Raw genomic sequence first — 15375 nt, forward strand, 5'->3', positions numbered from 1 at the left:
CGAGCGCACCCAGGACCTGGCCGAGCGGTACGGCATTGCCGATGGTCAGGTTGTTCAGGAGCCCCCGGAAGCGGGCGAGGAGGGCGGCCAGCCCCAAGCCGAGCAACCGGAACAAGAAGGCGAGGAGCCCCGGACCCTGGCTCGGTACACCGACGAGGAAAGCGGGGTCGAGTCCCGGATCTTCGAGCACTCCAAAGGCTATGGGGTCCAGGTCCGGGACAAAGAGGCCGACAAGGTGGTGGGCAACCGGGTATTCCCGGATTACGAGGCCGCCGATCAGTTTGCGCGGCAGTCGGCCAACCAGCCGGTGGAGGAATCCGAACAGCCCGCCGAGGAAGCCGAGCAGCCCACCGAGGAGCCCCAGGGCGAAGCCGAGTCATCCGACCCGGAAGGCCACGGCCAGCGGCAACTGGATTGGGAGGAACCGAACCAGCGCGGAGAAGTGAGCGCCAATCTTCCAGATGGCCGGGAAGCCAGGATTGTCCCTAAGCTGGGTGGGGGTCACAAGGTCCGTATCAGCCGAGCGGAAACGGCCAGGGTCGATGCCGATGAAGGCAAGGGGCCCGAGTTCCAGTCCCGGGAAACGGCCAAGGATTGGGCTGAACGAGCCGCTGTTGACGGGGTCGAGGTGGCTAACCGGGACGCCCAGGACGGCGAGATCCAACCACCATCAGCCGCCCCAGAAACCGATCCCATGGCTAGGCCAGGGCCGGATAAGGAGGCGGAATGGTTAAAGGGTTTTAGTGGTCAGCAAAGAGACCTGATGCGGGCTACCCACAGCTACCGGGGTGCCGAGGACCGCTGGGAGAAGTTACGCCAGGAGGGCGCCACCGACAAGCAGATCCGGGAACAGCTCGGGAAGGAGATCCCAGATGGAGGTGTCCCCTACATTTCTGCCCGGGGTGGCAAGTCGCCCATGATTCAGCGCGGCGACCCGTCCCTGGGTGACGCCGCCCCTGCCGGCTCCTTCAATCTCACCGGCAACGCCTTGGTTAAGGAAACCCGCGAGGTCCTGAACATCCCCCAACCGGGCCAGGGGGCCGGGACCCAGCAGTCCGAACAAACCGAGCCGCCTAGCACGACGGCCACACCCGAAACCCAAGAGAAAGAACTCTCCGAAGAGCAAAAATCCCGCCTCGTAAGCGGCTTCGAGGAGATCAACGAGTTCGTGGACCAGAATGGCCGCGAGCCCTCCGAGGATGGCCCCTTCAAAGAACAAAGGATGGCCCGGCGGCTCAGGAGCATCCGGCAGTTCGATTCGAGACAGCAGGCCCTGGCGGATTACGACCGCCACAACCTCCTCTCTCCTGGGGAGGGGGCCTCGGATGAGGCCTTCCGGGAGGCAACAAAGCGCGGGACCGGCCAGCTACCACCCGACGAGATCACCAAGGACGACGGCTCACCGTTCACCAGCGAGGCGTCGGCCAAGCGGGCCCGCACCGGCAAGGCCAAGAATAACAACTGGGACCTCTCCAACTACGAGGTCACCCCGGTCGAGGGCGGATACGTCCTGCGGAACCCCAACCAGGACGAGGCCCGGGCCCGGGAAGAAATCTTCCAGGCAGACCCTGAAAAGCGCGAGGGCCGAACCGAGGAACCTGGTCAGGAAGTCGATTTGGCCAGCGAAGCCGACGAGTTTCGGGCCGATGACATCGACCAGCAGGCCCTGGAAGATCGTCAGGAAGCCATCAAGAAGGCTGATGCCCCCAGGCCCGCCGGCCGTAACCTAGACCCCAAGCGGGAGCAACAGAAAGCAGAGGAGGCTGACCGGGAGGATTACCTGAGCCGGAAGGCCCTGGCCGGATCCCCGGAGGCCCGCCGGGCCTATGGTGGCCGCATTGTTGGGCGGCGCCGGTATGACGATCAGAGCAATCGCGCTTCCGGGGGCCGCTCCCGGGAGCAGATCAACGCCGACATGGCGGAAATGCGGGAGATCAGCACCCAGCGGGAACGCCTTGAGCAGGAGGCCATGGAGGCTCCCGACCCCGAGGGGATGCCGGAACCGACGACAGCCCTGGATCCGCGCCCAGAGCAGCCGGCAGGGGCACCGGAACAAGGCGACGAGGGGGACCTGAATCGAACCATGAACCTCGGGTCTCACGGCAAAAAGACGGGCACCCTGCCTGATAGGGACTCCGCGCTGGCCTATGACCTGGGCGAGAAGGTCGCTCAGGGGGAGAGCGATCCGGTTCTTTATGAGGGCAACATCCCCACTAGCTCGATTGAGATCACTGTACGCGACGAGGAACTGGGGCACCGAATCCCCATCAATGACGATGATCTGGCGTTCTATCGCAACCTGGTACGGTCAGCCGTTAAGAAGGACGCCAAGATCCCGGACTTCCAATCCGTACAGAGAATAATCCACGACGACCGGACAAATCCGAAGTTGAAGTTCCGCTACCCGGACCCTGACCGGATCGTTGAAAGGTACTTCCCCAAACAGGCCGAGGAACAACAGGCCCAGGGCACCGAGGAACAGCCTTCCCAGGAGGAGGCCGGCCAAGGGGAGGCTGGCAGGACTTTCGGGTATTCGGATAATCACCCGGAATGGGCCACCAAGTTTGAGGACCAGGTAGGTGGCAGCACGGTCTACTCGGATAACGAGGTCGCCCTGATCGAGGGGTGGTCTATCGTGAACGGGGCGCCGGTCTACGCCGGAGTTCACCGGGACAAGGGAAAAACCCGGGTGGACATCGAGAGCTTCACTGGAAGCATATTCTCCCAGGACCAGTACGACCGTCTGGTCGAGGCCAAGCAGGAGCAGCAAGCCTGGCAGAAGCGCATGTTTGCGGCCAATCCCGATGGGCCGTTCGATCCAAACAAGACGGTCACCACCTCCGACAACATCGAGCCCGAGATCGGGGAGGTTGCCCGCGATTGGTTCAACATGCTTGGCCTCAAAGGCAAGCTGTTCCTGACGGCCAAGCAGGATGCCCAGGATGCCGACAGGTATAACCTGTATGGCCCCTATGCGTTGATCCGCTCCACCCAGGTCCGGCCCGAGGAGGGTGGGGCGAGCATCCCTTCCATACCCGCCATCAAGCCAGGCGATGAGACCGTCGATGATTACCGGCGGGTCATTATCCTGGGCCAGACTACCCGCCGCTCCGAGCAGCTTGAGAAATTAGCCCATGAGCTGGGTCACATGCTGGAGGAGACCGAGCTTCAAGATGCGGACCAGGAAACCAAGGACGCAATTCTTGAGGAGTACAGCAAGTTCCTTGAAACGGCGGGGCAGACCAACGCGAAGGAGTGGGTTAAAAAGCTGCGAGCCCATACCTCGGGCAAGCTAACCAAAACGGCCAACGCCGCCCATACAACAGCCGATAAGCTGCCCACCTATTGGCGATCCTTTGGCGAGTGGTTCGCTGACCAGGTAGCGAAGTGGGCAACCTCCTCAGATGCTCCCGTATCCGTGGTTGAGCGGTTTTTCAAGCGCATCGCGGATGGTCTACGCCGCCTCTATTCCTCCGTGGCCGGGAGGGACTATCTCCCCAATGACGTGGTCAAGGCATACCTGGATGGTCGGGCCACCAGGAACCCTGTTGCCACCTTCCCTCCGCCGCAATCGGGCGAAGCGCAAGCCGCCCAAGAGGAAGGCGGAGAGGCTGGGGAAACTCAACAGCCCATGGACGGCTGGCGGGACAGCTTGCCCAAGGCCCGCGACTACGCCAACAAGCTCGGCATTCCTCACCAGGGCAAGTCCCTGGACCAGATCGTGGCCGATATTGATGCCCAGCAGACCGATGGCGGCCAGGAAGCCGAAGGTGGCCAGGACGAAAGCTACGGCGCCAACAACACCATCTTCACCAAGGACGAGTACGAGCAGGCCAAGGCCGAGCTTCGGCGCAAGCTGAACCAGACCAATGCCGGCCTGGACCCGGAAATGGTCCAGCTCGGGATTCAGGTGGCCGGGTTCCATATCGAGGCAGGGGTGCGCGATTTCGGCACCTGGGCCCGGCGGATGATGGACGACCTGGGAGAGAACGCCCGGCCGTACCTGCGGGGTTGGTACGAGAACGCCCGCCACTATCCCGGCCTGGACACCGAGGGCATGACCCCGGCGGCCGAGATCGACGCCCAGGGCGAGGATGCCCTGATCGACGCCGGCCAGGAGCCGCCGGAGGGCTACGAGCCCTATCAGGTCACCGTTTCCGAGGGCCAGAAGTGGGCCGTGCCTCAGACCCAGGGTGAGCGCAACTACGGCGACACGCTCTTTGACACCTGGGAGGAGGCCGTCGAGGAGGCCCAGTTCGTCAAGCGGAAGAACGACGAGCGGGCCGCCACCGAGGCCGACCTGGAGGCCCGCCGCCAGCAGGAGGAGGCGGAGGAGGAGCGCCGTCTGGCCATGAACGGCTTTGGCGATACCCTGTCGCCGGCCGCCCGCGCCCGGGCCGCCAAGACGCTGGACAAGCAAATCCGCTACGAAGGCCGCGAGGTCAGCCGGCGCCAGCTCATCGAGGAGCTGGTGGCGGATGGGCGCACCGTGACCAACGAGGGCGGAAAGCGGCGCCTCATGGCCGAGGATGGGCGCTTCCTGGACACCGACGCCCTGACCAATACCGGCATGGACTACGCCGAGTTCTTGGTTGGCCAGAAGGGTGGTGAGGCCCCCCAAGAAAGTCAGGCAGAGAACCAGGAAGATGAAGGCGGGCAGGGCGCTCCGGAACAAGACCTGGGCGAGGGCGACATGGCCGCCCGCTCCCAGCAGCTCGCTTCCGCTTTGTCAGACCGCATCATGCGCCAGTCGCAGCAGGACTCCCCCCAGAAGGTCACCTGGGAGGAGCTGTTCCAGATGGCCGACCGCTACTTTGGTGGCACCCAGGCCGAGGGAACCTACACCTCACGGGATGCCTATGACGCCATGGAGCTTGGCCTGAACTTGGCCATCATTGGCGAGCAGGAGCGGTTCCACCCCAACAGCCGGGAGCCCGCCACCGAACGCAACATCCTGTCTCGGATCGAGAATAAGCTGCTTTCGATGCTGCCGACCCAGTCCAAGCGCACCGAGGAGCAGCAGGACCTCCAGCAGTTCTCCACGCCACCCACCCACGCCCACGCCGCCGCCTGGGTGGCCAACCTTGGCCAGAACGACGTGGTCCTGGAGCCCTCCGCCGGAACCGGAAGCATGATGGCCCACGCCATCAACGGCATCGAAAATGCCGGCGGCAACGGCAATCGCCAGGTGGTTGCCAACGAGTATTCCGAGCGCCGGGCGGAAATGATCGAGCCCATGGTGAACCGGGTCTATCAGGAGGATGCCCAGCACCTGGACGGCATTCTGCCCGATGACCTGCGGCCGTCCGTGGTGCTTATGAATCCGCCGTTCTCCGCCGACGCCAAGCAGGGCGGCAAGAAGGATCTCGGCCTAGCCGGCCGCCATGTGGAATCCGCTCTCAAGAAGATGGCGGACGGCGGGCGCCTGGTGGCCATCGTCGGCCGTGGCATGGAGTTCGGCCGAGCCCGGACGCAGGCCTGGTGGGACAAGATCCGAAGCCAGTACAACGTCCGTGCTAACGTGGGCATAAGCGGCGAGAATTACCGTAAGTTCGGGACCAGCTTCGATAACCGCATCATCATTATCGACAAGAACGGGGCCACCGAGGCCGAGCCGCTTTCGGAGGACGTGACGACCGTTGGCGAACTGCCCCAACTTCTGGAGGGCATCCGCGATGAAAGACCTGCCTCAGAACCAACACGCCCTGAACAGGGCGGCCAGACGGGCGCTCAAGAAACTGGGGCTGGAGAAGGGCGGCCCAGAGCTACTGGACAGCCTGGAACTGGCCAGGTGGGCCCTGGAGAACGGGGAGCACGGGATACTGAGGGAGAACGTACTGGACCTCCAGGAGTGGGTGGAGGAGCAACTGTACCAGGCGGACCCGGAAGCGGCGATGGATCGGCTGCTCAACCGGACCAAGGAGGAACAGGCGGATCTGTCGCTCCTGAGCGAGAAACCGACACCCAGGGAGGTGGCGAAGCTGGTGGTACGGCTGGCGTACCTGGCGCTGGTCAGGAGCGGGGAGAAGGCCCCTTATCCAGTAACGAGCGGCCAACCGGCGCACTGGAGGAAGCGCCTGAATCGAATGAGCTAGAAGGCCAGGAGATCACCGGGGCTACCTTCGAGCGATACAAGCCGCAAAAGGTATTCCAGGAGGCCCCGTCCCACCCGGCGCCGCTGGCCGAGTCCGCTGCCATGGCCTCCGTTAAGGCGCCAACCCTTACCTACGAGCCCAGCCTGCCCAAGGAGGTCCTGGACCAGGGGCTGCTTTCCGATATTCAGATCGAGGCCATTGCCGCCGCCGGCCAGGCCCACCAGGAAATGTTGCCCGATGGAGAGACCCGAAAGGGCTTCTTTATCGGGGATGGGACGGGTGTGGGCAAAGGCCGAGAGCTGATCGGCATTGTCCTGGATAACTGGCAGCAGGGGCGACGAAAGCACGTCTGGGTCTCGGAAAACCAGAAGCTGTTTGAGGACGCACAGCGCGACGCTGAGGAGACCGGGCTGGGCAAGGATAAGCTCATCCGCCACGGTTCGATTTCCTCCACCGGATCCATCGGAGCCGGTGAGGGCGTCGTTTTCACCACCTACGACACGCTTACCCAGAAATCCAGCCCGGAAACAGACGCCGCCGGCAACAAGGTCACGGAAGGGCAATACCGCCTGGACCAGCTAGTCGAGTGGCTTGGAGAGGACTTCGACGGCGTTATCGCTTTCGATGAGTCCCACAACATGGGCAACGTGGCCGACGAGGAGACCGATTTCGGGACCAAGAAGGGCTCCAAGAAGGCCCAGTTCGGTGTCTCCCTCCAGCAACGACTCCCTAATGCGCGAGTAGTCTACGCCTCCGCTACTGGAGCCACCAAGGTCGGGAATCTGGCTTATGCCGAACGGCTTGGATTGTGGGGTGAGGGTACGGCCTTCTCCAGCCGGAATCAGTTTATCGAGGAGATCGAAAACGGTGGGGTTGGCGCTATGGAGGTGGTGGCCCGGGACATGAAAACCATGGGCATGTTCACCTCCCGCAACATCAGCTACGACGGTGTCGAGTACGACATGGTCGAGCACCAGCTAACCCCGGACCAGCGGGAGACCTACCGGAAGCTAACCGATGCCTGGCAGCGCGTCCTGAACAACATGGAGTCGGTCCTGGAGGAAATTGCCTCCTACCAGACCCAAAGCGGCGATACCAAGGTGAGCGGAAAGGCTCGGGGAAAGGCCCTTTCCACCTTCTGGGGCGCTCACCAGCGGTTCTTCCAGCAGGTCATAACCGGGATGCAGGTTCCCACCACGGTCCAGTCCATTCGTGAGGATCTTGAAGCGGGCAATTCGGCGGTGGTCCAGCTCGTTTCTACGGGTGAGGCAACCCAGGAGCGGCGCTTGGCTCAGGCCATGGAAGCCGACCTTCCTCTCGAAGAACTGGACCTGTCGCCTCGGGACATCCTCATGCAGTACCTGGAGATGAGCTTCCCCACTCAGAAGTACGAAACGGTGGTGGACAGCAACGGCAATCAGAACCTGGAGCCTGCAACCGACAGCAATGGCAATGCCGTCCACGACCCGGATGCCTTGGCCAAGAAACAGCAGCTCATGGAGGAACTTGGCGATCTGGAGGTTCCTCAGAACGCTCTTTACCAAATTATGCGGGCCTTCGGCCCCGACAACGTGGCCGAGATCACCGGGAGGAGCCAGCGCGTGGTAGAGCGTGAGGACGGCCTCCAACTGGAGAAAATAACCGCCAAGCAGACCAAGAAGGAAGCCGACGACTTCATGGCGGGCAAGAAGCGAATACTGGTGTTCTCCATGGCCGGAGGCACTGGGCGCTCCTACCACGCCGACCTGAATGCGGAGAACCAGCAGAAGCGTAAGCACTACCTGTTGGAGCCGGGGTGGCGGGCCGACAAGGCCGTTCAGGGCTTTGGCCGGACCCACCGGGCCAACCAGGCACAACCGCCCGAGTACGACCTGGTTACCACCGACCTCAAGGCGCAGCGTCGCTTTTTGTCCTCCATTGCCCGCCGCCTGGATAGTCTTGGCGCCCTTACCAAAGGCCAGCGCGAAACCACCTCCCAGGGCATGTTCTCGGCCGATATGAACCTGGAAAGCGACGAAGGGCGCAAAGCGGTCGACCAGCTTTTCAGGGAGGTTGCTCGGGACCAGGTGGAAGGCCTAAGCATGGAGACCCTAGAAAAGGAAATGGTGCCTGAGATCCGGGATGATAACGGGAACTTCAATGAGGGCAAGATCCCCGACATCCCCCGCTTCCTGAATCGGTTGCTTTCCCTGGAACCCGACACCATGGACCAGGTGTTCGACGCCTTCTACGAACGCCTTGAGGCCAATATCGAGTGGGCCCGGGAACAAGGGAAACTGGACACCGGCATGGAGACCTTGAAGGCCAACTCCATCGAGAAGGCCGAGGAGGTGGAGATCCCGCTCCACGGAGGCCGCCACCAGGCGTCTTACATTAAGCTCCAGCTCAAGACCCCGGTGACCCCGGTGACGTTCGAGCGCCTGCCAAAGGATGACTCGCTGACCTTCGCTCGCCAGAAGCGCAGCGGCAGGCTGTACGCTTTTACCCGGGGAACCAACGTCACCGACCCGAATACCGGGCAGATTAAGCGGATGTGGAACCGCCAGGGCCCGGTACTCAAGGACCGGATCTCAGATCAGGAGTACCGGGAAAAATACGAGACCTTTGAGGGCGCCGAGGCCGAGTTGCAAGCGGCCTGGGAGGAGGAGGCCCAGAACGCCCCCGCCGAGCGCACCAGCTCGGTTCACATGATTAGCGGCGCCCTTCTGCCCATCTGGGACCGCCTGCCATCGGGCAATGCCCAGGTCTATCAGGCCTATACCGATCAGGGCGAGCGGATCCTGGGCCGGGAGATCCGGGGCAAAGACGTGGACTCGGTGCTCAACGCCCTGGGCGTGGGCCGGGACGCCCCGCAGATTACGCCGGCTGAGGCGGTGAATCGGATCATGGACGATGGCGCCACGGTGGAGCTGGCCAACGGTTGGCAGGTGCGCCGGTCGCGGGTCAGCGGTGAGGACCGGATCGAAGTGGCCAACGTCGAAGCCGCCGACCGGGGAATCCTAAAGCAGCGCGGCGCCTTTACCGAGGTCGTCAACTACAAGACCCGGACCTTCCTGCCGCTCAACCAGGCTACCGAGATCCTGGGCAAAATCACGGAGAACACGCCCATTACCCAGGTCCATGAGCGGGGCGCCGGCACCCAGAGTAGGGGGCAGCGCGGGGGTGACGTTCAGTTCGATATTGAGGAGGGCACGGCCGCCGGCCTGTCGGAGCAGACCTTCCGGGATGCCGTTGACCGTGTCACTCGGAACTGGGAATGGGCCCGCAACCGCGTGGAGGCCCTGAACTCTCCCGACGAGGCGCCGCAACCCGTAGCCGACAGCGTCCGCGAAACGCTGCGGGACGGCCTCCTGATCCCGGGGGTCGCCTACAACGGGCGCATCTACCTGTTCCGGGACCAGCTCACTTCCCAGGAGGAGGTCGAGGGCCTCATCTTCCACGAGGCCACCCACGTCGCCCTCCGCGAGAAATCTGGCAAGAGCGGCCTCGACCTGACCGCCATGCTCGGTGGACTGGCCAACCGGATCGGTGGGGCGGGGCAGATCAACCGCATCGCCCAGAAAAACGGCATCGACCTGTCGCCCTGGGCCACCCGAGGCGAGCCCGGCCAGGATGAAGGCGACAAGACGATCCAGCGGGCCCGGATGGTGGACGAGCTGCTGGCCGAGCTGAATTACAACGTCCCCTACGAGAGCCTTTCGGGCCGGGTCCAGCGGGCCATCAAGGAGTTCCTCGGCAAGCTCCGCGATTGGCTGCGGCAGCGCGGCCTCACCAACTTGGCCGAGCGCCTGGGCATGGACCTGGAGCGGCTCAACGACGCCGACCTGACCTACCTCGCTGGCAACCTCCGCAAGTGGGCCCAGATGGAAAACGGCGTCCGCGCCTACTCCCCGGCCGGCGAGGGGGGCGTCAAGATGGCCCAGGCGGCCCGCGCCGCCGGGGACCGCACGGCCAACTTCCGGCGGTGGTTCGGGGACTCCCAGGCCACGACCCCCGATGGCGAGCCGCAGGTGATGTACCACGGCACCACCAGCAACTTCGCCCGCCCCAACGGCAACATCTTCCTGACCTCGGACCCGGACGTGGCCAGCGAGTACGCCGAGAGCGGCAGCTTTACCGATGCCCTCTCCGGCGCCGACGAGGACAGCCTGGGCACCGCCAACGTCATGCCGGTCTACGTCCGGGCCGAGACCCCCCTTACCGTGCATAGCAACGAGGACCTGGCGGACGCCCTGGACCGGGAAAACACCCCCGGCGTGGAGGGGGCGCCCGTCCACCAGAACCTCAACGCCGTTCTGGAGGACGCCGATGCCATGGCCACCCTCCGGCGCAAGGGTTATGACAGCATCTACCTAACCTCGGACATTTCGCCCGGAACCACCCTCCCGCACGACTCCTGGGTGGTTTTCGATCCCCAGCAGATCAAGAGCGCCACGGGCAACATCGGCAGCTTCACCGAAATGGCCGACATCCGGTTCAGCATCCGCCCGAACGCTTCCGAGGCGGAGCAGAACAAGACCAACTGGGGCGACAACCTCGGCAACATCACCGCCAAGGCGCCCACCAAGGACGAGGTGACCGAGTTCGTCCAGGACAACTGGACCCAGTTCCGCAAGGGCTTCATGGATCTGCTGACCCTGGACCAGGTGGAGTCGGTCTATTCCAAGCTGTTCAAGGGCAGCAAGCACAGCAACCCCCTGTGGAAGTTCCGCAACCTGAGCGACCAATTCCAGCAGTCCCGCAATGAGGACATTGCCGAGGCCTCCGCCACCCATGAGCGGTGGAACAAGCTGCTGCGGAAGAACCGCGAGGCCTCCGACACCATGGCCGACATTATGAACCGGGCCACGGTGGCGGAGATCCACCCCGACCAGGACCTGGCGGATCAGGACCACTACCAGGACATGGTGCGCCGGGCGGAGCGCCTGCGGGAGCAGATCGAGCAGGTGGAGCAGGAGAGCCCGCCGGAGTGGCAGGCGCCTTCCCTGGAGGTGGGCCTGGCCGACATGCGGCAGCAACTGGAGGAACTGGACGAGGCCATCGCGGAGGCCCCGCGCCTGCGCGAGCTTTGGAAATCGCTGCCCGACGAGGCCAAGGAGCTGTACCAGGAGGTGAAGGACGCCTACGCCAAGCAGCACGACAAGGTGCGCGAGGCGCTGGTCCAGCGGATCGAGGAGACCCTGGCCTCGGGCAACGAGAAGCAGGCCATGATTGCCGACATCAACCAGAAGTTCATGCAGGCCAAGGAGAACGGGCCTTACTTCCCGCTCCACCGCTTCGGGGACTTCTGGATCAAGGTGGACCGGCCGGGGCAGAAGCCCATCTTTGAAATGGTGGAGACCGCCCGGCAGCAGCGTAAGCGCATGAAGGAGCTTCGCCAGGAGGGCTTCTCCGACGATCAGATGACCCACGGTAAGCTGGCGGAGCAATTCCCGGAGCTTGAAGGGGTTTCATCGGACTTCATGGCCTCGCTCATGGACGCCATCAACGAGACCACCACGGGCTCCCGGGAGCGTGCCGAGCTGCGCGACAGCGTCTACCAGCTCTACCTCAAGCACCTGCCGGAAATGTCCACCAAGAAGCAGTACATCCACCGCAAGAAAACCCCGGGCTTCTCCGGGGACGCCAGCCGTGGCTTCGCCAAGCAGATGTTCCACGGGGCCTACCAGCTCGCCCGGCTGCGCTTCACTCACAAGCTCCAGCAGCAGATTGACGACATGCAGGACCAGGTGACCAACCGCCTGGTGTCGGACCCGAATACGGCCCAGCAGGCCGTGGATCGGGTCAAAAAGCAGTTCGAGTTCATTATGAATCCGGGCGGCAATCCCTGGGTGCAGAAGGGCACCAGCATCGGCTTTACCTGGTATCTGGGGGCCACCCCGGCAGCGGCTCTGGTCAACATCAGCCAGACCCCGCTCATGGCCCTGCCCAACATCGCTGCCCACTACGGGTTCAAAAACACCTCGGCGGAGCTGGTCGGGCGGGCCAACCGGGACTACACCAAAATTATCCGGTCGGCCGGGCGCCGGGATATTGCCGACATCACCCTGCCCGATGACATGAAGAACGAGGTCAAGTACGGCGAGGACCTGGAAACGGCCCTCAACCGCTTCGGGGAGGAGGGCGGCTTCGACCTGACCCTGAGCCAGGACCTGGCCGGGCAGGGGCAGACCCCCTCCGAGGTCTACAACGACCGCTGGCGCCGAGCCATGGGGGCCGTTAGCTTCATGTTCCATGAGGCCGAGCGGTATAACCGCATCGTCACCTTCACCTCGGCCTACCGCCTGGCCCGGGAGGGCGGCAACGGCATCGACCCGGTGGGCCACGAGGAGGCCTACCTGTTCGCCCACGACATGACCTACAACTCCCACTTCAACTACTCGAACGTGAACCGGGCCACCATCCTCCAGAAGAACTGGACCCGGCTGCCGTTCATGTTCATGCAGTTCAGCCAGAACATGATGTTCCAGGTGGGCCGCAACCTCCAGCAGTCCCTGGCCGGGGAGACCAAGGAAGTCCGCCGCCTGGCCCAGCGCCGATTCGCGGGCATCATGGGGATGCACGCCCTCCTGGCCGGCGGTTTCGGCCTGCCCGGGGCCACCCTGTTCATGCACATCATGGATACCCTCACCTCGCTGTTCGATGACGAGGATGACCCCTTCGACGCCAAGGTGGCGTTCCAAAACCACCTGGCGGAGTACCTGGGGCCGACCACCGCCACGGCGATCACCAAAGGCCTCCCTCGGGCCCTGACGCCCATCGACACCCATGCGCGGCTCAGCCTGGACGGCCTGCTTTTCAGGCAGCCGGCCAACGACATCCAGGGCGAGGAATGGGCCCGATACAGTCTGGAACAGCTCGCCGGCCCCCTCTATTCGGCCGGCAAGGACTTCCTGGGCGGGGTCAACACCATCGCGTCGGAAGGCCGGATCATGCGGGGCGTTGAGGACATGGTGCCCAAGGCCATCAGCGACGGTTTGGCCGCCATGCGCTATTCCCAGGAGGGGGTCCGCAACTTCCGCAAGGACGTGATCGTGGACGACGTGACCCCGGCGGAGATTGTCACCCAGGCCCTAGGCTTCACGCCCAGCCGGGTCTCCCAGTACTACGACGCCTACTTCGCCGCCGAAAACGCCGAAAAGCGGATCAATCGCCGCCGTGATACCCTGCTCAATAAATACTGGCTGGGCCTGCGAAACGGCGACTCGGACACCATGGGCGAGGCCATGGAGGGCATAACGGCCTTCAATAAGAGCTACCCGGAGGTGGCCATCAGCGCCAGCACCCTTAGCCAGTCCATGGAGAGCCGGATGCGCTACACCGCCGAATCCAAAATGGGAATCCACATCGACAAGAAGCTGCGGCCCAAGATAATGGAAAACCTCAAGGCCTACGGACTGGAGGATTAAATGGCCAGCCTCGTCCTTCGCTGGGAAGGAGACCGCACCTGGCGGTTGCATAGCCGGTTGCCGGTGGTCTGGCGCAATCGTGAGGTTGCCGTCCCGCCCGGCTCCCGGACGGATCTAGCCAGTGTGCCTCACGGGCTCCGTTGGCTGGTTTCCGTGAGCCGGGTCACACGCCACTTACGGATATGGTGGTGGGGATGGGCCCCGTTCCCGTACTACAAGCGCACTGTGGGCCCTGTGCGGCTCATGCTGGGGTGGAAGTCGCGGGGAATCCTCAGCGCGACCATTCGGAGGGCCTGATGGCCGAGATCGAGTGGGTCGTCGGAATTATGCGGGCTGGCGACCACTTCCATCAGTACGGCGACCCATATGACGTTTCTGCCACCGTTTTGCGAAGTGGCGATCACGCTGAAGTCCTGGGGGCGTCTGGGAGGATGAGCCGAATTATCTGGCGCTCGATGGTCTGCACGCTCCTGCATGAGGGAATCACCACGGCCTCGTGGACGCGCGAGGACGGGCGCAAGTTCGTGATCAACACCGCCGATCACTGCCGGGAGTAGTGATGCTCGTCCTTCGCTGGGAAGGAGACCGCACCTGGCGGTTGCATAGTCGGTGGAGCTGGACCGATAACGATTTGGACAGGAGAAAATCATGATTACCTTTGCTAGGTTCAAAAAGGCTCTTGCGGTGTCCGAACACGTTTATTTAAGTGAGTCCCAAAGCCAGGTTCTTAAGGAAGTCCACGATTCTCCCCCCGAACCTACTAATGGTTTGGTTAGGTTGTTAGCGGGAACCGATTAATTTCATTGCGGACATAACTGGATTGGCCGACGAGCTGGCGGTGTGGAATAGTGAAGACACGCTCGACCGGATCATGGGAAGCCTCAAGGCCTACGGACTGGAGTAAGCAATGGCCTACGTTTTCAACAACGACGTTCAGACCGACCTGGCCGCCGACCTGGCGGCTGGGGCAACGACCATTACCGTCAACGCCGCTTCTTCCCCCCAGGAGAACCCCCCGGACCCTGCTGGCGAAACGGCGGTGCTCGTCCTTCTTGATTCCCTGGGCGGGCATACCAAGCGGGAGGTTGTTACCTATACCTCGCGCACCGATAACGGTGATGGAACCTATGATCTGGGCGGTGTAACGCGAGGCCAGGAAGGAACGAGCGACCAGTCATGGTCCACTGGCGATCCTGTTATCCAGGCCCTCACAGCGGCCCCCTTGGATGACATAGGGAAGCCGCTTGTAGACACTCCGGAGATTACCTACCCGAGTGACGGGGCCACGGACGTAGAAACCGTCCTGACCATCGAGGGGTCGGCCTTTTCGCCGCTGTACTCGACGGATACCCGTAATTATCGCCGTTTCCAAGTGCAGGTTGCCGGTGGCGATTGGTCCACCCTGGTTGTGGATAATCAGGAGGACGCGGACAACTACGAAGTCAGCCTGGACCCCGATACCTCTTACGAGGCCCGGATAAAGGACGTGGATACCGATGGGGTGGGTTCTGATTGGTCGCCGGTCATTTCGTGGACGACCACGGCTGCTTATGTATCCCAGCCCACGATTGTCAGCCCCTCGGGCGGTGAGACTTCGGTTTCAACTTCGCCCACCCTGGAAGGCGATGCCTACGATGTAACCAATGGCACAACGACCGATTACCCGCACATCGCCAGCCAGTTCAAGGTTTATCTGGTAAGTGATGGGTCGGAAGTTTATGGCTCGGGCGAATTGAGTGCCATTGAGTCTCATACCCTCCCGGATGAAACATTAAGTCAGGGTACAGATTATGAGTGGGAAGTTAGATATAAGGGTGATCTAATTGGATGGTCCGATTGGTCGGTTCGTACTTCATTTACTACAAAAACAG

The 15375-nt window shown here is 62.9% G+C and carries 4 protein-coding genes; all 4 read left to right on the forward strand.

The features are described 5' to 3' along the window. Positions 1 to 235: 235 nt before the first annotated feature. Positions 236 to 13504: a PLxRFG domain-containing protein gene (locus tag V5A19_RS12050; RefSeq protein ID WP_332319484.1), complete on the forward strand. Its 13269-nt coding sequence runs from the start codon at positions 236 to 238 to the stop codon at positions 13502 to 13504. Continuing rightward, complete coding sequence (locus tag V5A19_RS14390; protein ID WP_443081453.1) at positions 13505 to 13801, forward strand: DUF1353 domain-containing protein; 297 nt, start codon at positions 13505 to 13507, stop codon at positions 13799 to 13801. Further along, positions 13801 to 14061 carry a hypothetical protein gene (locus V5A19_RS12055; RefSeq protein WP_332319485.1) on the forward strand — a complete coding sequence of 87 codons (261 nt, stop codon included), beginning with the start codon at positions 13801 to 13803 and terminating at the stop codon, positions 14059 to 14061. The genes V5A19_RS14390 and V5A19_RS12055 overlap by 1 nt, the downstream gene beginning before the upstream one ends. A gap of 350 nt (positions 14062 to 14411) precedes the next feature. After that, positions 14412 to 15375 (forward strand): hypothetical protein (locus tag V5A19_RS12060; protein WP_332319486.1); only part of this gene is annotated, 964 nt, incomplete at its 3' end.

Source organism: Thiohalorhabdus sp. (genome assembly GCF_036628635.1).
GTDB lineage: Bacteria > Pseudomonadota > Gammaproteobacteria > Thiohalorhabdales > Thiohalorhabdaceae > Thiohalorhabdus.

Bases quoted from the DNA above. Each gene is read 5' to 3' on its own strand.
- V5A19_RS14390 (WP_443081453.1), top strand. From the start codon at position 13,505: ATGGCCAGCCTCGTCCTTCGCTGGGAAGGAGACCGCACCTGGCGGTTG.
- V5A19_RS12055 (WP_332319485.1), top strand. From the start codon at position 13,801: ATGGCCGAGATCGAGTGGGTCGTCGGAATTATGCGGGCTGGCGACCAC.